This is a genomic window from Persicobacter psychrovividus, from assembly GCF_036492425.1.
In the GTDB taxonomy this organism is placed as follows: Bacteria; Bacteroidota; Bacteroidia; order Cytophagales; family Cyclobacteriaceae; genus Persicobacter; species Persicobacter psychrovividus.
Map to the genome: position 1 here is coordinate 1,504,246 of NZ_AP025292.1, position 20,402 is coordinate 1,524,647.

Sequence of the window (20,402 nt, forward strand, 5' to 3'; positions counted from 1 at the left end):
ATACGTAATTTCTATTAACCTACTAACAACAAGACCCAAACTAAACCATGGAAAATCAGCATGAAGCCTTTTTTTGGCAGAAAAATTACCCCGAAGGAGTTCCCTTTGATATTGACCCTGGAAAGTATGAATCTTTAGTCGACCTATTTGAGGAAACGGTCGAACAGCATAACAGCAAAGTTGCTTTTGATAATTTTGACAAGGAATTGACTTATGCTGAATTGGAACTGTATTCCCGTTATTTTGGGGCTTACCTTCAGCAGGAATTAGGTTTGAAAAAAGGCGATGCAATTGCCATTCAAATTCCAAACCTTCTACAGTATCCTATTGCACTTTGGGGGGCATTGCGTGCTGGCCTGGTGGTGGTAAATACCAATCCACTGTATACTCCTCGGGAAATGGAGCATCAATTTAAAGATGCAGGGGTGAAGGCGATTTTGATTTACGAAAATTTTGCCTACAATTTACAGACGATCGTTCGCAATACCGATATTGAAACCGTGATTGTAACTGGAACGGGCGATATGTTGGGGACACTAAAAGGCTTTATTGTCAATTTAGTGGTGCGGCATGTCAAAAAGATGGTACCTAAATATCACCTTCCTGATGCGGTCTCATTCAAGGAAGTGCTTGATATTGGTAAAAAGAAAACACTGAATACAATTAAGCCTGCGGCTGAGGATATTGCCTTTTTACAATACACTGGCGGAACCACGGGCTTGTCAAAGGGGGCGATGCTGACCCACCGAAATATTATTGCCGCACTCGAAGGGAGCACCGCATGGGTTAAGCCCGTTCTGCCTGCAAGTGGTGCAATTATCGTTACGGCTTTGCCGATGTATCATATTTTTGCATTGACGGCCAACTGCCTTTTGATTTTTAAGCTTGGCGGTAAAAATATTCTGATTACCAACCCGCGAGATCTTCCCGCTTTTATTAAAACGATCAGTAAGCACCGTTTCAATATGATTTCAGGGGTAAACACCCTCTTTAATGCGATGCTGAACCATCCTGATTTTGGAATGATTAATTTCGATGAATTAAAAGTGACACTTGGTGGTGGTATGGCGGTTCAGGATGCCGTAGCACAAAAATGGGAAGAAGCCACAGGATGTCCATTGGCGGAGGCTTATGGCATGACGGAAACTTCTCCAGGAATCACCATTAACCCTTTGGACGGTAACCATCGAATGAGTTCTATTGGCTTGCCGTTTCCATCAACTGAGGTGAAAATTATGAGTGATGAGGGCGTTGAGGTGCCCCATGGTGAACATGGTGAGCTTTGGGTTCGTGGGCCTCAGGTGATGAAGGGGTATTGGAAAAATGAAGCGGCGACGAATGAAATGTTTGACGGAGAGTGGTTGAAAACTGGCGATATTGCGACGGTGGATGATGATGGCTTTTTTAAGATTGTGGACCGTAAAAAGGAAATGATTTTGGTGTCTGGCTTTAATGTTTTTCCCAATGAAATTGAAAATGTGATCGCCATGCACCCGAAGGTATTGGAAGTCGGGGCGATAGGTATTCCCGACGAGCGGAGCGGGGAAAAGGTGAAGGTTTTTGTGGTGAAGAAAGACGACTCCCTCACCGCGGATGAAGTTATTGAATTTTGTAAAGCCCAGCTTACCGCTTACAAGGTTCCAAAAGAGGTCGCTTTTAAAGCTGAGCTGCCCAAAACGAATGTCGGAAAAATCCTCAGACGAAAATTGAAAGAATAATTATCATTATAGAAATACTGACGAGCACAAACATTTTGTTTGTGCTTTTTTTATGCCATTTTCTTCTTTGAGGGTGATATCTTCTCTAATTCTACTTAATTTTGTGGTTTGATTTACTATTAGCGATAACAAATAGAATGAAAACCATCAAATTACCTTCTGCTTATACAATTCTCTTAGCCATTATTGTATTGGTTGCAGGGCTTACTTTTGTCCTTCCTACGGGGAAATATGCCTACACGTCTAAAGACGGTTCCGTTACCCTGACACCTCAGCAGGCCATTGGTAATACCGACAGTCACTTATTACCTGTTCCAGGAAGTTATGAAAATGTAAAATCCAATCCTCAGGGATTTTTTGAAGTTGTGAAAGCACCCATTGTCGGTTTTTATAAAGCCATTGATGTGGCGGTGTTTATTCTGATGATCGGGGGATTCTTAGGCATTGTGATGTCTACAGGAGCCATTGATGCTGGAGTGCATCAGGTGCTGGGCTCCATGAAAGGCAAAGAACAATTGATGATCCCCGTCTTGATCTTTCTTTTCGGATTGGGAGGGACATCCTTTGGAATGGCAGAGGAGACCCTGGCATTTTATCCGATCCTGATTCCCGTTTTCAGGTCGGCAGGTTTTGATGCCAAAACAGCGATTGGGACGATCATGTTAGGGGCAGGATTTGGCGTTCTATGTAGTACTGTAAACCCTTTTGCTACTGCAATTGCCTCAGGCTTTGCGGGAATTTCTATTGGGGATGGCATCATGGTTCGCGTATTCATGTGGGTAGTCCTTTGGGCAATTACCTCTGCTTTTGTCATGCGATATGCTAAAAAAGTAAAAAATGCACCTTCTGAAGAGATGCTTGAGCAAGCTGATACAGCAACTCCTGAAGCCATGACAGGCAAACAAAAAATCGTGCTGACGATGTTTACCCTAACCTTTGTCATCATGATTTGGGGTGTGATTCCTTTTAAGGATTTGGGAATTACCGCAATTCCTACTTTAAGCTGGTGGTTTGATGAACTGAATGCTTTGTTTTTTGTGTCGAGTATTTTAACTGGTTTACTGATCGGTATGAAAGAAAGTGAAATTGCTGGACATTTTGTAAATGGAGCACGTGATATGCTTGGGGTTGCCTTCATCGTTGGGATTAGTCGAGGTATCACAGTTGTGATGAATGACGGACTTATTATTGATACCGTGTTGCACTATGCAGAAGCGGCAATTACAGGCTTGAGTAGCTCTATCTTTGTCTGTGTAATGTTTTTCCTTGAATTGTTCCTTTCCATTTTTATTCCTTCCACTTCAGGCTTAGCAACACTGACGATGCCTATTATGACACCTTTGGCTTCTTTTGCAAACGTTGATGCCCACTGGGTGGTAACGGCTTATCAGTCTGCTTCGGGGTTTGTGAACCTGTTTACACCTACTTCAGCAGTGGTAATGGGTGGCCTCGCTATTGGAAAGGTGTCTTATGGATCGTATTTCAAATGGGTCCTTCCTTATCTTTTTATCGTGTTAATAGTGATATTGCTAACACTCGGATTTGGTGTGATGTTATAAAGATCAAACACGGTCTTATAACAAAACTATCAATGATTTATTGTCTCTCTTAGGGCGGCTGTGAATAAAGCAGCATGAATAAAGGTGTGAGCAGGGTAGGGTATCCTTGGCGTACACCACATGCCACGTAATGATTATCAATAACGATATTAAAGGCCTGCAACGCGTACGTGTTGCAGGCTTTTTTGGGTTTTCAGCAAAGTATGCTTATCAAAGTGATTGGGTATAGGATAGGTTTTGAGCAATATTGATGTTAAGTGGTCTCGGTGGGATCGAAAAACTAAACGATAAAAAAAACAGCCATCGTAAGATGGCTGTTGTCATTTATAACCTTAAATATTTTAGAATCTTCTTCTACGTGATTTGTATCGCTTGCTTCCTCGTGATTTCTTGTATCGTCTTCCACCTGCACCAAAAGCAAACAGATACTCTACCCGAACATTCATCAAGAAATATCCATCGTTATTTTCTGGGTTACCACGAACCTGTCTGTTTTCTGGCTGATTAGAATAATAACGATCAACGTCATTGCCAAATATTTCACGGCTTCTATCAGATAACCTTGATTCGATAGACTCTGAATCAAAAGCAACATATCTCGGTCCGGAAACATCATCCAAATAATCTGTACCAGTCAAACGGTAACCACCATCAACAGCAAGGTTGACAAAAGGGGAGATTTTGAAACTACAGCCAAAACCCATCGGAATTACATAGGTTACGCCACTATAACTTTGGTCGGGCTCCGTCACTACATTTCTCAATTTATATTTTGTACCGTCCAATTCAGTCGTTGGATTTACCGTTACCCCTCCAATACCGATAAAGAAATATGGATTGACAACTCTACGAGCGTAAAATCGGGTAGGTACTGGGAATAGATCAATATGTAATGTAGAGGTGAATTCTACATTATGGGAGTGAAAATTCAGATTTCTGTTTTTTCGTCCTTCACTGTTGGCTTTGGCGTCATCTCCTTCAAGAGTGAAATAGGTAACGTCGCCAGAAATACTAAGACGATCCCAAAAACGATATCTTAATCCAACTGTTAGGTTAGGTTTAGCCCAAAACTGACCATCATTTGCTAAATCGCCATGGTAGTTGGCTGTTCCCGTTCCTGCAGTAAATACAAATTTACGATCACCGCCACGCACACGGTAGCTTTGTGAAAATGCTTCTGTGCAATATATCAGGGAGAAGAGCAGGATAAAAAGAGTAGATTTAATTCTCATAAATTGATGTAGGGTTATAAAAGCGTTTTGGTAAAGCTGTAGAAAAGACCGAACGGCTATTACTATCCAAAAAAACGAAAAAAAATTAATAATAACAGGAAAAAAGTCTAAAATATATCAATATTTTAGACTTAAAGTACCTAATTATCATGTAATGAATTTGGGTGATTCATTAATTTCCTGAGTCGGCTCCACCACCATTAGCTAAATCACCAATGGATTTATCAATCATGTAAAGTGCCACACCGTCATTTCCTGCCACCTCGAAGAAATCCAAAATTCTGCGGGCTGTCATTTCTTCTTCACGCTGTTCTGTTACGAACCATTGCAAGAAGTTAATGGTGATGAAATCACTTTCCTGATAACAATGGCTCATCAGTTTATTGATCGACTGAGTAACCTCAACTTCATGACCTAAAAAGGCCTGACATAACGACTTCAAAGAATCGTATGATTGAGGAACATCCTGCACGGTTGGACTCACAGCATTTCCACCCACTTCATTGATATAAGTAAAAATTTTCAGCATATGCTGACGCTCTTCATCTGATTGTTCATAGAAAAACTGAGCAGAATGCTCAAAGCCATTTCTTTCGCACCAAGAAGCCATCCCTAAGTAGATGAAAGAAGCTTTCGCCTCCATTGCCACTTGTGCGTTTAGTAAATCTTCAGTATTCTTTGATAAGCTACGGTATTCCATTTGTTGTATGTTGATTGATTCTTTATTTACTGATAGTTTTTTGATCAGAATTGTTTCCAATGATCAAGGTTAATATTCAATAACTGCTCAAGTTTATCGATGTCTTTACGATAGATGTCGTTTGTAATTTGCATTTTTAGTGATTTATCCAATTTTGGACGGTGCAGATTATTATCTCGCAGGTCACCAACAAATTTTTTCACGATGCGCTGTTTCTTTATAAACCGAAATACAGCAGGGGCGGCCTTTTTCAGGCTTGATTTCACCACGCTATTTTGCCCAAACAACTTGTCAAGCTTTTTATTCTTGATGTAGCCAGATTTATTGAATTTCTTGTTGTAATCATAATTATAAGGCGACAAGTTAAGAAAATCATTGACCTGTTCCATAACTTTATGAGGATTATTCAACAGCTCTTCATGAAAAATCACCATGATTTGATTGCGGTCAAATCGGTTGAAATAATACGATAGGTGATCAGCATAAAAGCCACTTGGGACTAAATCCTGTCGTTCCCAGTAAATATTATCTTTTTTTAGTACATCAGCGAAATCATCCGTTGGCGTCCGATTTTCACGTGCCAGATGCAAATATCGCGAATATAGCCTTTCGGCAGGTTGGCGCAAGACGACCATCAATTTTGCCTCTGGGCATCGATTTTGAATGCCTTCTGCCGCTTTTTTGCTGTAAAGATACATCGTGGAGGCTTCGCCTTTTGACTGTGTTGGGCTGGCATCTTTGAACAGGTCACAGTACTGTTGCAAGTCAGTAACTGCCCACGGGTAGTGGTTCAACTGTTTTGGATCCTCTTTTTGGTGGTCAAGATGCTCTCCTTCCAAGGCAAAAAAGTTGGGCTCTTTTACCTTCGACATGAATATATCTTGGTGTTGATCAAGGTAGTGGTAAAGGGAGGTTGTACCAGCTTTTCCTGCACCAATAATGATGAAGTCTGGGAGTAAGGTTATTTGTTGCGTTTCCATAATTAATACTACCTATAACGATGCTATTGGTTGGTGCGATTTTATTCGATTTATCACATCTTCAGTGACCTTTTGCTATTTGTTATATTGTCAATATACTGATGATAATCGTACAGTTTGCTATGGAAATACTCAGCAACGTACTTATCTTTTATTTTGGCTTCAACGCATTATATTGGTTCTTATTCAGCTTCAGTGGGAAGTTTTATCGGCCTCGGAAAGTTGAAGCAGTACCGCAAGGAAAGGCATTTAACAAAATCGCAGTCCTTATTCCTGCCTATAAGGAGGATGAGGTGATTGCCTCGGTGGTGAGGGGGAATTTGGCGCAGGATTATCCTACTGAATTTTTTGAAATCGTCGTTATAGCCGACGGCTTCCGTTCCGATACTCTTGAGGACCTCAAACAATACCCTGTTCGAGTGATTGAGGTCAATTTTGAGCAATCGACCAAAGTCAAAGCCTTGAATTTTGCCATAGAAGCCATTGGGGATCAGTATGATCTTGCCATGATTCTTGATGCTGATAACATCATGGAGAAAAGTTGTTTAAGCAGGATGAATGCCCTGTTTGTTGATCAAGAGCTTCGGGCTGTTCAGGGGCAACGGATGGCCAAGAATGACAATAATGATATGGCTGTATTGGATGGTCTGAGTGAGGCGATAAATAATCATATTTATCGATCAGGACATTTAGCACTGGGTTTTTCTTGTCCACTAATAGGATCTGGGATGGCTTTTCGATATCGGATGGTCAAAAGGATACTCTCACAAATGGCTTCCGTTGGAGGCTTTGACCGTGAATTAGAGCTTCGACTGTTAAGAGAAGGCGTGAAGGTGCTTTACGATACAAAAGCAATTACCTATGATGAGAAAGTCCAAAATAGCAACAACTTTTATAATCAGCGGCGGCGTTGGATTTCCACACAGTTTGTTTATTTAAGGAAATATTTTGTAGAGGCTATTTTACTGTTGTTCAGGGATGGTAATTTGTCTTTTTTCGATAATGCGGTCGTTCGTAACAGTCAGCTTCCAAGATTATTATTCTTAGGCTTTATGTTTTTATTTACTGCCTTATCAGCCTTTGTCCCTTATTTTGGCAGTTTTCAGGCATGGGCAGCCATTGTCGGCCTAACGGTGTTGTCTGTAATTCTGGCGATCCCAAAATCGATGATGAACCGAAAATTGATTTTTGCGATGGCCCTTTTGCCCAAAACTTTTTTTCTGATGCTCAAAGCATTGTTTTCTGTGAAAGGGGCAAATAAAAAATTTATTCATACAACCCATAGCTCTAATGATGTCAAATAACCCTCTTGTGTCCATCATTGCAATTAATTATAATTCCCTTGCAATGACGATGGATTTTATAAGCTCTATTTATACGACGGCTACGGAAAATTTTGAAATTATCATCATCGATAATCACTCCAAGGAGCGCCCAGCAGCGGTTATTCATGCCGATTTCCCTGAAGTGAAAGTCATTGAGCTAGATCAGAATTTAGGTTTTGCAGGAGGGAATAATGTGGGTATTGAGGCCGCCCGCGGGGAGTATTTGTTTTTTGTCAATAACGATACCCTGTTCACTGTTGGGCTGATGGATCAATTGATATCGACCTTGAAAGCAGATGAAACCATCGGGATGGTTTGTCCGAAAATAAAATTTGATCAGCCAAGAGGATTGATTCAGTATGCTGGATCGACTGATATGAGTCCGTGGACAGCACGAAATTCAACTTTTGGCGCCAAGGAGGAGGATGAGGGGCAATTTAACTTTGCGCAGGAAACGGCATTTCCACACGGTGCCGCTATGATGGTCCCACGGCATGTAATTAATAAAATTGGGCCAATGCCTGAATTGTATTTTTTATATTATGAAGAATTGGACTGGGGCGCCATGTTTAAGAAACAGGGCTACAGAATTTTTTATAATGGCATGGCAGAAATTTTTCATCGGGAATCTTCATCAGTAGGTAAAAACAGCCCTTTTAAAACTTATTATATGAACCGTAACAGGATTTTGTTTGTGAAACGGAACTTTACAAAAGTTCAGCGTACCGCTTTTGGTTTGTATTTTAGTCTGTTCGCTTTTCCCAAAGGGCTACTACAGCATGCTTTAAAAAAGGAGTGGCAACACTGCAGGTCGTTGATCGAGGCGGTTCAGTGGCATTTGAAAGGAATGAAATCCAAATCTGAAAAATTTCAATAATATGCGAATAGGTATCGAAGCACGTCGGATTTTTAGGGCAAAAAAGCATGGCCTTGAGATTGCTCTTTTGGAAACCCTGAAGGCGTTACAGGAATTGGATACGGAAAATGAGTATTTCGTTTTTGCCAAGAAGGGAGAGGACATGAATTGTATCGTTTTTCAGACCAATTTTAATTTGGTGCTTGTGAGTGCGTTTACAGAGCTGGATTGGGAACAATTTGCCTTGCCGCGGGCGGTTGCCAATTATCAGCTTGATTTACTCCATTGCACAAGTAATACAGCACCGACCTCCCTGTCAGTTCCACTTTTCCTGACCCTGCACGATATCATATTTTTTGATGCTGGTCTTTTTGAAGGAACGTGGTACCAAAATATCGGCAATGCCTATCGTCGGCAGGTGGTGCCTTCAGCAGTGAATCGTTCGACAAAAATTTTTACGGTCTCAGCAACAGAGCGCAAGCGGATCATCAACCGCTATCCCGCCTGTGAGTCAAAAATTGAAGTGCTTTACAATGGACTGAATCCAATATTTAAGGAAGAAAATGAGCAAATCCGCCGGCAGCGGGTAAAAAATCATTATCAGCTGCCTTCAGACTTTGTCTTTTTTATTGGGAATGAGCACCCTCGGAAAAATGCGGGGAACATGCTTCAGGCTTATTTGTGCTACGTCAAAAACAGCGGTTCACCGTTACCATTGGTTTGTCCGAATATCAGTCAGGAAACGGTGAAATCGATCTTGCAAAAATCGGGAGATGAGCAGTTATTGGATCACTTTTATTTTCCTTCCTATATTTCTTTCGCTGACCTTCCAGTGGTTTATGGTTTGGCTACGGTGTTTTTATTTCCGAGTCTGGAGGAGGGTTTTGGTTTGCCCATTATCGAGAGTATGGCCTGTGGAACACCCGTGATTACTTCAGATTGTTCCTGTATGCCAGAAATTGCGGCAGATGCAGCGATGATGGTCAATCCTCATCATGTGGAAGAAATCTTCACCGCCATTCAGCAATTAACCGCAGACCGTGTGCTACTTCAGCGATATAAAGAAAAGGGCTTGCAGCGGGCACTTGCTTTTTCATGGGCGAAAACGGCGCAGCAACTTTTGGAGGCTTATCAAGAATTTACTCAAAACTCCCGACAATCGGCAGACATTAACCTAACCAAAGATACTTATGGAACTTAATTTTACGCTTCCTTATCAACAGGCTATAAATAGCTGGGAAATTATTTTATGGACGGGAATCGTTGTGGTGACTTACACCTATATCGGATATGGGGTGTTGCTTTTTTTTATGGTAAAAATGAAGCAATGGCTTCGTCCTGAGGCGAAATTTCAGTTTACGAGGGAGAATTTGCCGACGGTTACTTTTATTGTGGCAGCATATAATGAGGAGGACTATATTGAAGATAAAATACTGAATTCCCTTCAGGTGGATTACCCCAAGGATAAGATAGAATTTTGGTTTGTTACTGATGGCTCCAATGATAAAACAGTGGACATTGTTCAGCAATATTCGGGGCAGGTGACTTCGTGGCACAGTGATGAACGTGCGGGGAAGATTGCTGCCATGCACCGAGCGATGCAAATGGTGAAAAGTGATATCGCCATTTTTTCTGATGCCAATGCCATGCTGAATATTGAAGCGGTTATGGAAATCGTTCAGTGTTATGCCAATCCAAAAGTCGGGGCAGTGGCAGGGGAGAAAGGCATAGCCATGGCTGCCGAAGAGCAAGCAAGTGGGGCAGGAGAAGGTATTTACTGGAAATATGAATCTCAACTCAAGAAGTGGGATTATCAGTTATATTCGGTGGTTGGTGCTGCAGGAGAGCTGTTCTCGGTACGGACATCGCTCTATGAGCCTGTGCCTTCGGATACCCTGCTTGATGACTTCATGATTTCACTGAAAATTGCCGCGAAGGGTTACCGTGTTGCTTATGCGCCTGAAGCAAAAGCCATGGAGCAGGCTTCTTTAAATGTGGAGGAAGAGATGAAACGCAAGGTACGGATCTCAGCAGGTGGGCTACAGAGCATTTACCGTTTAGGTGGCTTGCTCAATATTTTTAAACACGGGCTGTTGTCATTTCAGTATATTTCACATCGCGTTTTGCGTTGGACCCTTGCCCCGTTGGCATTGCCACTGATTTTGGTGAGTAATTTTTTCCTCATCCTTCATGAGCATGAAATCATTTACGGGGTACTTTTCAATGCACAGCTGGCCTTTTATTTTCTGGCATTTTTAGGGAAAATCTTAGAAAACAAGAAGATTAAAATCAAGGGTTTTTTCGTTCCCTATTATTTTGTAATGATGAACCTGTCGGTCTATATGGGGGTGGCAAGGTTGCTGAAAGGAAAACAATCTGTAAAATGGGATAAAGCCGTGAGAGCATCAAGTACAACACCCTGATGCCCTCATGACTTATTGGCGGTTAGTACCGAGAAACTTTGGAAGCACCAGAGCTTGAAGTTTCAGATCGTGGCTCGCCTTTAAACTGAATTTTTGATGAACCTGAAGCATCAGCTTTCAGGTTTTTTTCTGCCCAAACTTTTATTTTTGAAGCACCCGAGGCACGGCATTTTACCTCTGCTGTTCTCAGGTCAATCGCATCAATTTTTGAAGCTCCCGCCGCCTGAAAATCGGACTGTTCCGCAAATCCTGTAAAAGACATTTTTGAAGCACCCGAGGCCGTGGCTTCCAGTTTGTAAAACCGCCCCTCACAAAATACCTTGGAGGCTCCCGTGGCAGAAATGCTCACAGGCTGCTTATAGTTAATTTCCTTTTCTGTCTCGAGTTCACATGCTCCACCCAATTTGATGTGACGAATTTTAGGCGCGGAAATGATGACGCGAATACCATTTCCGCTGTTGTTAAGCCAGCCGCCTCCTCTTGTGCCAATGGTAATTTTGTTTTGATTGATGGCTACTTCCGTATTATTGACCAGTTCTTCATCCCCATTGACGATCAGGAATTCATCTGCTGACTGAATAAGTTCAACCTCAAACGCGCCGTTCACTTCCAGTTCATCACATTTTTCAATCGGTATATTTTCATAATAGCCATGGATATAATCCGTAACTTCTGAAGGGACAAAGCTTGCTTCTTTTGGGCAATCCATGCAACTGATTCTTCCGTTGGCCACTTTATATTCTTTATTGGTACTCAAGTAGGGCATGTCCCGACCTCTGCTACCAAGAATATGATGTACCTGTGGGCCGACTTTGAACTTCAGCCCCTCAGGCAAGAAAAGATTGAGTTTAACGTGTTGCATATGGTAGGTACCCACTTCTGGAAAAGCGAAATACTGATCGAGCATTAAGGTGCCTTCATTGAAAAGTGCATTATAGCTGATCTGTTTGGCAAATTCTTTTGCTTCCTGCGGATTGGGTCCGTATGCCGTGATTTGTTGTTCAAGTTTGATCTCTGACCCTTTATAATGCTGAATATTGAGCCTCACTTGGCTGAAATCCACCCCATTATTTTCATTTACCTGAATGGTCAGTAAACTGTCTTGAGGGATTTCCGCTGTCGTCAATTGTTCAAAAGTGCCTTTACTTTTAAAATTGGCCATCTCCATTGGGCCTAAAATAAAGCCACTCACCAAAGCAATTCCCCAAAATACAAACATGCTGATATGAAAAGCAGGATTGCCAAATACCCTTCTCGAAAGGATCATGATGCCCAAAAAGATTAAGTACAGACTTGGGATGATCAGAATCAAAAATGCGACTCCAGTAAGGGCAGGAGAAACCATGGAGGTAAAGAGCTGGATGTCGAAGGGCAGGTGATTTTGGATCGGAAAGTAGTAGTTCGACCGGATTAAGAGCGCGACCACGATGGTTACCAGCAGGCTAATCCCGACAAGGGAGGTCATGGCACCAAAGGCGATCCTGACAATATCAATCAGTAAACCGAAAACAGGGCCGAGTGCTTTTTGTAGAAACTTAAAAACTTCGCTCAGTACCCGAAACGGAAGCAGTAATATTTTGGTCAGGTTGGTTTCCTGCCCCTCAAGGTTTTTGAGGCTTTTTCGAATGCTTTGCTCTATGTTTTGCAGATTGATGGGCTGCCCTTGCATTTTCACCTTTTGGCTTGGCGTGTTCGCCTCCTCAAGCAATGCCCATAATATCAGGTAGATAAATATTGCTGACCCACCAAAGAAAATGAGGGCTACAAAAATCAATCGGATAATCATCACATCGAGCTTATAAAAAGCGGCGATGCCAGAGCAAATTCCCCCAAGAACCTTATTATCGGGATTACGGAAAATCTGTCGGTCATTTTTATCTTCAGGAAATTCCACCCGCTCAGGAAGTATCAGTGAAAGACACAAATAGATGATGGCAAATGCCGCCGCCAATGATGGGACGAGGCTGAAGCCGAAAAAGAAGATCAGAAAGCCGATGCGGATCCATAGTGGATCGACGTGAAAATACCTGCCCAATCCAGCAAGGACGCCACCGATCACTTTTCTGCCCGTATCCCTGAAGAAACGTTTATGTACTTGAAAGTCTTCCGCCTCATCCTCCTGAGTGGTATTCGAGCTGTATTGACTATTGTTATCGAACGTTTCAAAATCATTGATACTCCCGAGGGTTTCCATGAGTTCCTCAACATCCTCAAGGGTGATGGCCTGTTTTTGCTCATCAAGTTTACCCATGAAAATTTCCGCAATACGATTTTCAATATCCTCAATGATCACGTAGCTGTCAGGGTAAGGCGAGAAATGCTGACGGATATTTTCAAGGTATTCGTTTAAAATCAGGTAGCCGTCTTCATCTATATGGAAGATGATTCCACCAATGCTTATGCTTAGGCTTTTTTTCATTTTTGTTCCGCTTGGTCTATGATGTAGGTAGTTTTGCTTTGTAATTGGTGCCAATGGTCAAGCCATTGCGCTAATTGGGCTTTTCCCGCTTCAGTAATATGGAGGTAGCTGGTATTTGGGCTGTCCTCTGCCTGAGGGGCTAATTTTTCAATGAATCCTTGTGCCCCGAGCCGATACACCGTGGGAAAAAAAATACCTTCAACCCATAATACACCCGTTGCTTTTAATTCATTGATCACCCTGTTGATGTTTTGTTTTTCATTTTTGCAAAGCAACAAGGTGTAAAAAGCAATAAAGTGCTCGTTTGAAATTAGTTGAGCCTGCTTATTGTCCATACATTTGTATTTATTTGTTAATGTAATTTTACGGACAATCAGTTTATTTGTCAAGGCTGATTCATGGTATTTTCATAAAAGAATGCATTTTATTGATCTTATTCTATTGGTGGTGTTTGAATAGTTATAAAATGTTCGTAGGAGGACACTGCGTTCAGTAAATCAAATGTAACTTTGAAAAATTGCCGCAATATTAAATATTCGTTTGATATCAGCGTGATTCAAAAAATAAATTCATTATTTTACATTAATATTTTAGGGTAAAGATGAATAATTTACACTTGTATTAATGTAGCACCTAAAAATTGTATCAAAAAATACAGGTCACTAATTTTTGATCTTTAGTTAATGAGGCATAAATAGCCTATTGATTTAAATTTTTGTATTATTGCGGATTCAATTACAATATGAGTCTGTTAAAACTAACCACATTATCTGGTGTTATTTTTTCAGGTTAGTTCATTATTGACTTTTAGGTTCCTGCTATTGATCAAAAAAATAGCGGAACAGCGGGATTATTATCATTTATGAAAAGAGATATTTCAAAAAAGGAGTTTTACGAAGCCTTGAATAAAGGGGCGTTGAAGTTAGAGACATCCTCATTGTTTCAGACCTTCAACTCCAAAGGGTTGGAGAATGATCAGCAGGGACACAGTTTCTTCGATACTTTCTTTGATGATTTAAATATAGATATTGAAGTTAACCCAAGGGAACTTCGTCGAATACCTAAATCAGGTGCATTCGTGACCGTGAGTAACAATCCTTTCGGATATGTGGATTTCATGGCATTATTACATTTAGTCAGTGCTCGCCGTGACGACTTCATGATTGGAGAAGAACGGAGTGTAAATATTGAGGCGCTTTCCCCTTATTTAACCGATGATAAGGAGTCTTTCTCGGAGGTGTTGAAAGCATCGATCAGTAAGGAGCAAGGCTTGGGGCTTTTCCCTTCAGGGAATGTGGAAAGTTACTATACCGATGACAAAGAAATTGCCGATCGACAGTGGGATTTTTCTTTACTTTCGGAGATTAGGGATGCTAATGTACCGATCATCCCCATTTATATTCAAGGGCAAAACGATGTGTTCTTCCACCTGATGGAAGCTTCAAAATCGGATAAGGAACTTGATTTAAGCAAATGGGCAACACCAGGGCGTAAAACCCTCAGAATGCGTATCGGTAATCCAATTTCTGTAGAAGAACAGCAAAATTTCAAGGATGCCAATCGTTTCTCAAGGTTCCTTCGTGTTAAAACCATGATGCTCGGTTGCCTGCTTGAGCCGCAAATCAATTCAGAAGGATTTTTCAATAAAACCTCTATTGTTGCCAGTAATGTAGACAAAGACCTGGAGGTAGAAGAAATTATTGACGCGGTTCCGGTGTCTGTTATTGAGCAAGAGCTGGAAGAAATCAAAGACCTGAAGGTTTTGACCAACAGTGTTTATGATGCTTACGTTTCCTCTTCCCGACGTATTCCAAATATATTGCGTGAAATTGGCCGTCTGCGTGAGATCACTTTCCGAGCAGTAGGAGAGGGCACCAACAAGGCAGTGGATTTGGATGAGTATGATTTGTACTATCACCACCTTTTTGTGTGGGATACTGAAAATAAAAAAATTGTAGGTTCTTACCGTATTGGTAAAGGGCAGGAAATTATGAACAAATATGGTATCAAAGGATTTTATACCAGTTCATTATTTCACATGGATCCAGCCTTCAGCCATTATCTGGAGAGAGGATGTGAGCTTGGCCGTTCTTTCGTAAGAAGCGAATATCAGTTGAAACGTTTGCCATTGTATTTGTTGTGGCAGGGGTTATTGTCATTGATGTTTTCTGAAAAGAATAATTATCAGTACCTGTTGGGCCCAGTAAGTATTTCTAATGAATACACCGATTTATCGAAAAGCCTGATTGCTCAGTTTGTGAAGAAATATTATTTCGATCATGAGTTGGCGAAATTGATTCACCCATTGAATGAATTCAAGATCGATCTTTCAGACCTTGATCATGAGCCACTCTGGGATTTTACAGGTGATGATTTCCAACGATTCGATAAATTGATTGGTGATGTGGATCCGAAACACCACGGTGTGCCGATTCTGCTGAAAAAATACATTAAGCAAAGTGGTAAAATTCTGGCCTTTAATGTCGATCCAGATTTTAACGATGCCATTGATGGATTTTTGTTGCTTAATATGGAAGATATTCCTCAGGACCAGCTCGCTGATTTAACCAAAAATATGGATGTTTAATTCCTTAAAAGCTAAGTAGTGATCAACTGCTTAGCTTTTTTTTATCTCCTGCGGCGCTTCTTCCCACCCTTGGAACGCCCTTTTTTACCCGTATTGATAATCACCCCAACGGAGATTTCATAGCCTGTAAAATCAAGCTGGGCATCGGGTTCCGAAAAAGCCAGCTCCTGTAATTGGTCAGACTGATCCATCCCCACAACGGTTCCTCTCCACGCATACTGACTTTGTCCCGAAAGGTAAGAGGCTTCCATTGTCAGGCTCAATTGGCTGTTGATATCCACCATATAACCAAGGCCTGCCCGATAGCCGTAGCCCAAGCCATTATCATTTTCTATGGCCGCATTGGCCAGCTTCCAGTCGTAAGTGGATTTGAAGGCTCGGTCAAAATTCCCTTCATGGGTGCTGAGGTCTAAATTGCCGTATCCAAAGCCGCCGCCCCGCAGTTGAAAAACGCCCAAGGGGGTGGGGATGCTGAAAGTGAGCTCCACGGGTACCATTAAGGAGAAGAAAGGGTTGACCAAAGAGTTTGAGCTTTCAAGGGCTGAATTTTTGATATTCATTCCTCCCATCCGAAAGAGCGTAACCCCCGTTTCTATGCCAACTAAGCCCCATTGCTGCCCCCAGCCTCTAAAAGAAAAGGGAGTGATGGGATTGGAGAAATCGCCTTGCTTGCTGAAAAAATAAGTTGCAGAGAGGCCGAACTGGGCTTTTGCCGTTTGAACAGAAAATAACAAACAGGAGATCAGTAAAATTTTGAGGAATTTGTCAGGCATTATATTTTTTTCTTAAACATAAAAAACGCCAAGGGATTTTCCTTGGCGTTTAGGGTATATTTTACGCGAACAGCTGGAGGGTTGTCCAATTATTTCGCGGCGGCATTTGTCGCACTTTTCAGCTTCATTAATTCTTCTTCCAGCTGACGAATACGGTCTTCATTTTCATATTTTTCAGTTTCATCAAACTGAATTCCCAAAAGACCTGTTTTGCCGAGGTAGTCGATATAAAATGGCATTTTTATCGTTCTGAGGTATTTGGTCTTGCCACCTGCAATTTCCGATAGCTCCGTTTGGCGATATTCCCTCATGCCTGTGCGCATGATTTCCTTCTCCTCCTCAACCATCGGTGTACCTGTTTTCTCTCCGAAAAAGTCTAAGTCCGATTTGCCCAATAAATCCTCTGCAGTACAATTATGAGCCTTGCAAACCGCCTCATTAACCATAATCATTCTGCATTCATCATCTTTCATGAAAAGCTTATTCGGTACTTCATTAAAGATTTTGGTAAACACATTGGCATGCTGTTTCTGCTCGTTTAACATTCGGTCATGCTGACTTTTCTGCTCGTCCTGCATGCGGGTCATTTGCTCGTGTGTTGCATGCAGCTCTTCCATATTCTGGCGCATTTCTTCTTCCTGTGCCCGAAGTTGTTCCGTTGCCAATTGCGATTCCTTCAGTAGGATATTTGTGCGTGCGGCCACTTTTCTGTTCACCAAATAGGCTGCAATAGAAGAGGAAACAGCCTTCAGGTACTCCATCTGATATTTGTTCAGCACATTAAAAGCAGCAGATTCAAAGACGGCCACAATTTCCTCATTGTAAATCATTGGAAGAATGGCGATGCATCTTGGGTTGGCTTCACCGAGCCCAGAAGTAATCTTCACGTAATCATTTGGTACATCCGTCAGGAAGATCGGCTCGCGCTCAAGATAACACTGCCCGATGAGTCCTTCACCAATCTGAATCTCCCCATCAATAAATTTCTTGCGGTCATAAGCATATGCAGCGGACAATCGCAAAAGATCCTTACCTTCTTTCTGCTCTACAAGATACAGACCTCCCTGTACCGATCCCGTGTACTTCACCACTTCATGCACAAGCGCATCAAGCATTTCTTGGTCTTGTAAATTTGATCTCAGTAAAGCATCTACTTCAGAGATGCCCGAGATAATCCATTGCCTATGCTCGTCTTCTTTTTTCTGCTTTTCAATCTCCTCAAGGTAGTCTTTCATCTCTTTGGATTGTACAGCGAGGGTCGTTTGCTTTTCTTCCATTTCGCTTACCAGCTTTCCGTTATTCTGACGTTGTTTGTGTGCGAAAAACTCCATCAGACCAACCAAAAAGAAGATGTTTAAGGCGGTGCCTGCGGAGAATACTTTATAGAAAAAGCTGCCGCTAACGCCTAAAATATGACCTTCAGGGTCGATAAATTCTGGAGTGAAATAGGGCGGAAGAAAGCATACCAATGTAAAGGCAACACTACCGACCAGCTGCGCTTTATTTTTCAGTGAGAAAATCACGAAGGGTAAAATCACAGCCACAATCTGCATCAGGATGATGGGTAACCTTGGGCTTTGTCCTAAGGCTGTATCAGCAATAGAAATCAGCATAATATTGATGGCAGTACCAAAGACCAAAACGTTAGCTGCTGATTGCGCCGCGCCGCGCCATGCTAATGCAAGGCAGGTGAAAGCGACAAGCATTTCGAGCCCTGGCAGCCATAAATGCTGTGAGTGGCCATAAAATAGGAAAGTCATACAGGTGGCAGCAAGGGCCAGCATGTTACAAGAGGTAATGACCGTCGCATGCAAATTATTGCGTTGGTGACCGTCCAGGTGTTGATGTCTTTCCCCGTTGAAAAATGTGGAAAATATCATAATCTTAAATCAGATTAGCTAAAAAATAGATATATTGATATAATTATAGTGATTTTTTTTAATATATGATAATCTTATGAAAAATTATTCTTCCATAGGTGGAGTGTTCTCTGGCGGAGGGGTGCGGGGTGTTGCTCATTTGGGGGTAATTAAGGCGCTGCAGGCTCGTGGAATAAATTTCGATATCGTTGCGGGCACCAGTTCTGGGGCACTTGTTGCCTGCTTTTATGCGGCGGGAGTTTCCCCTGATGATACCCTCGAAATCTTTAAAACCCTTACGGTTAGAAAGCTGCTCAAGCCAGCATGGAATCGGCGAGGATTATTGGACTTGCATCAGCTTACACCTTTATTTGATCAGTATCTCCCTGTACGCACTTTTGAAGCCCTCGAAAAGCCATTGACTATTTGTGCAATTAATATGACCGATGGGCAAGTGAAGTATTTTCAGTCGGGGGATTTATATGCACCGCTAATGGCGAGTTGTGCATTGCCGGGCATTTTTGCCCCGATTATTATTGACGGTAAGCAGTATGTGGATGGTGGGATGTTGAATAATTTACCCGTGGAGGCGATTCTGGGCCGTGCAGATTTTATTGTGGGAAGCCATTGCAATGTGGTTAAGAAGGGGGACGAGCTGCTGACCATCAAAAAAAATATTGAAAGATGCCTGCTGATGGCCGTTGGTGCCAATGTGAAAAATAGCCAAAAATGGTGTAACTGGTTTATTGAGCCACCATTACTTTGTGATTTTCAAGCCTTGGAAATGAAGCGCCTTGATCAGATTTTTCAGATTGGTTATGAATATGCTTCCCGTTATTTAGATTCACATCTGTAAAAAGTTTATTTGTAGGCTCAGTTTTTATTTCTCTAATTAAAAAGTAATTTTGAGCCTCAACTGAAATTTATATGTGGTATTTGATTGCTAAGATTATTTTTAAAGTTTCTGGTTGGACTGTTGAGCGCTCTTTTTCTGATGATGTCAAAAAGGCGGTCGTGATTGCAGCTCCGCACACCAGTAACTGGGATATTATTTATGCTCGTGCGGGCTTTTTTCTCATGAACTTGCCTGTTCGTTTCACCATTAAGCACGAGTGGGTGAAAAACCCTTTTGTGGGAGGCTTGCTCAAACAGCTCGGAGCCATCGGAATTGATCGCCGACCAAAAGGGGAGCGTACCGATAAAAAACGCTCGATGGTGGATGCCATGGCCAACCTGTATGAAGGTGTGGACGAGATGATGATTTTGGTCACGCCTGAAGGTACAAGAAAATATGCCCCAAAATGGAAGACTGGTTTTTACCGCTTGGCGCAACAGGCTAATGTGCCGATTGCATTGGGCTATTTGGATTATGAAAATAAAAAAGCGGGTATTGGAACGTTGGTTTACCCTTCGGGAGATTATGAAGCTGACCTTAAGCTGATTCAGGATTTTTATCGGCCGATTAAAGGACGATTCCCCGAGCAGGGCATCCGTTAAGAAAGGAAAAATATTTAAAGGGGAGGCAAAAGCTTCCCCTTTTTTTTCGGTCAAAATCTCGTTTCCGACTTGGATTTCTATCAATACTCCTTAAATTTGACTTAAGAAATGGTTCCTCAGAAGGATTAAAAGGGAATCTTGTGAAAATCAAGAACTGTTCCCGCAACTGTAATTTCGAGCAATGCCACGCTCATCCCTCACCACTGCCAAAAGAGGCGGGAAGGTCGAGTTAGTGGTTCGGAAAGTCAGGAGACCTGCCAATTTCAAATCTTTAATAAGGTGATTTTCCGCTCGGGATAGGCAGAAAATGAAAGATTTAAAATCTTACCTGTTGACGGTCAGCGTATCGGTTTTTGGCAATCAATCTGTTTGCAGCAATCGGGAGTTTTCCGCTCAGTTTTATTTTGTTTCTGGATAGTTTAAATACGAAAAGCCGATAGGCGATACTGTCGGTTTTTTTTACGAGATGAAGGT

General features: G+C 41.8%; 16 protein-coding genes and 1 riboswitch. Of the genes, 9 read left to right on the top strand and 7 right to left on the bottom strand.

Features of this window, described 5'->3' with window-relative positions; genetic code table 11:
• The first annotated feature begins 47 nt into the window (after positions 1–47).
• Complete coding sequence (locus AABK40_RS06605; RefSeq protein ID WP_332920631.1) at positions 48–1,718, top strand: AMP-binding protein; 1,671 nt, start codon at positions 48–50, stop codon at positions 1,716–1,718.
• 137 nt (positions 1,719–1,855) lie between these two features.
• Positions 1,856–3,277 (top strand): YfcC family protein, encoded by a 1,422-nt coding sequence (locus AABK40_RS06610; RefSeq protein WP_338397999.1) that lies wholly within the window; start codon positions 1,856–1,858, stop codon positions 3,275–3,277.
• 341 nt (positions 3,278–3,618) lie between these two features.
• Here AABK40_RS06610 and AABK40_RS06615 read toward each other — a convergent pair whose 3' ends face one another.
• The 3 genes from AABK40_RS06615 to AABK40_RS06625 all read right to left on the bottom strand — a co-directional run bounded on the left by AABK40_RS06615 (position 3,619) and on the right by AABK40_RS06625 (position 6,189).
• The gene (locus AABK40_RS06615) at positions 3,619–4,509 is read right to left on the bottom strand and encodes a DUF6089 family protein (RefSeq protein ID WP_332920633.1); all 891 of its coding nucleotides are present in this window, start codon (positions 4,507–4,509) and stop codon (positions 3,619–3,621) included.
• Between the two features lie 172 nt (positions 4,510–4,681).
• A complete protein-coding gene (locus tag AABK40_RS06620) occupies positions 4,682–5,209 on the bottom strand; it encodes a ferritin (RefSeq protein ID WP_332920634.1) in 528 nt (175 codons plus the stop codon).
• Between the two features lie 44 nt (positions 5,210–5,253).
• Positions 5,254–6,189: a sulfotransferase family protein gene (locus AABK40_RS06625; RefSeq protein WP_338398000.1), complete on the bottom strand. Its 936-nt coding sequence runs from the start codon at positions 6,187–6,189 to the stop codon at positions 5,254–5,256.
• Between the two features lie 122 nt (positions 6,190–6,311).
• On the opposite strand from AABK40_RS06625, the gene AABK40_RS06630 reads away from it, so the two are divergent.
• The 4 genes from AABK40_RS06630 to AABK40_RS06645 are packed head-to-tail and all read left to right on the top strand — an operon-like array spanning position 6,312 to position 10,793.
• Entirely contained in the window at positions 6,312–7,493 is a 1,182-nt protein-coding gene (locus AABK40_RS06630) for a glycosyltransferase family 2 protein (protein WP_338398001.1), read from the top strand.
• Positions 7,483–8,391: a glycosyltransferase family 2 protein gene (locus AABK40_RS06635; protein WP_338398062.1), complete on the top strand. Its 909-nt coding sequence runs from the start codon at positions 7,483–7,485 to the stop codon at positions 8,389–8,391. The genes AABK40_RS06630 and AABK40_RS06635 overlap by 11 nt, the downstream gene beginning before the upstream one ends.
• Before the next feature lies 1 nt (position 8,392).
• Positions 8,393–9,571 carry a glycosyltransferase family 4 protein gene (locus tag AABK40_RS06640; RefSeq protein ID WP_338398002.1) on the top strand — a complete coding sequence of 393 codons (1,179 nt, stop codon included), beginning with the start codon at positions 8,393–8,395 and terminating at the stop codon, positions 9,569–9,571.
• Positions 9,561–10,793 (top strand): glycosyltransferase family 2 protein, encoded by a 1,233-nt coding sequence (locus AABK40_RS06645; protein ID WP_338398003.1) that lies wholly within the window; start codon positions 9,561–9,563, stop codon positions 10,791–10,793. Before AABK40_RS06640 ends, AABK40_RS06645 begins: the two co-directional genes overlap by 11 nt.
• Positions 10,794–10,815: 22 nt before the next feature.
• Here the strand turns inward: AABK40_RS06645 and AABK40_RS06650 are convergent, their stop codons facing one another.
• Positions 10,816–13,212, bottom strand: coding sequence for a GIN domain-containing protein (locus AABK40_RS06650; protein ID WP_338398004.1), 2,397 nt, complete (start codon positions 13,210–13,212; stop codon positions 10,816–10,818).
• A complete protein-coding gene (locus AABK40_RS06655; RefSeq protein ID WP_332920640.1) occupies positions 13,209–13,547 on the bottom strand; it encodes a PadR family transcriptional regulator in 339 nt (112 codons plus the stop codon). The genes AABK40_RS06650 and AABK40_RS06655 overlap by 4 nt, the downstream gene beginning before the upstream one ends.
• A 527-nt stretch (positions 13,548–14,074) precedes the next feature.
• On the opposite strand from AABK40_RS06655, the gene AABK40_RS06660 reads away from it, so the two are divergent.
• Entirely contained in the window at positions 14,075–15,799 is a 1,725-nt protein-coding gene (locus tag AABK40_RS06660; protein WP_338398005.1) for a GNAT family N-acyltransferase, read from the top strand.
• A gap of 41 nt (positions 15,800–15,840) precedes the next feature.
• On the opposite strand, the gene AABK40_RS06665 is transcribed toward AABK40_RS06660, so the two are convergent.
• Positions 15,841–16,572, bottom strand: a complete 732-nt coding sequence (locus AABK40_RS06665) for a hypothetical protein (RefSeq protein WP_338398006.1) — start codon at positions 16,570–16,572, stop codon at positions 15,841–15,843.
• Between the two features lie 89 nt (positions 16,573–16,661).
• Positions 16,662–18,452 carry a GAF domain-containing protein gene (locus AABK40_RS06670; protein WP_338398007.1) on the bottom strand — a complete coding sequence of 597 codons (1,791 nt, stop codon included), beginning with the start codon at positions 18,450–18,452 and terminating at the stop codon, positions 16,662–16,664.
• Between the two features lie 76 nt (positions 18,453–18,528).
• On the opposite strand from AABK40_RS06670, the gene AABK40_RS06675 reads away from it, so the two are divergent.
• Both AABK40_RS06675 and AABK40_RS06680 read left to right on the top strand, forming a co-directional pair.
• Positions 18,529–19,287: a patatin-like phospholipase family protein gene (locus AABK40_RS06675; RefSeq protein WP_332920644.1), complete on the top strand. Its 759-nt coding sequence runs from the start codon at positions 18,529–18,531 to the stop codon at positions 19,285–19,287.
• 71 nt (positions 19,288–19,358) lie between these two features.
• Positions 19,359–19,928, top strand: a complete 570-nt coding sequence (locus tag AABK40_RS06680; protein ID WP_332920645.1) for a 1-acyl-sn-glycerol-3-phosphate acyltransferase — start codon at positions 19,359–19,361, stop codon at positions 19,926–19,928.
• A gap of 92 nt (positions 19,929–20,020) precedes the next feature.
• Positions 20,021–20,204, top strand: a riboswitch (cobalamin riboswitch).
• Positions 20,205–20,402 lie beyond the last annotated feature (198 nt).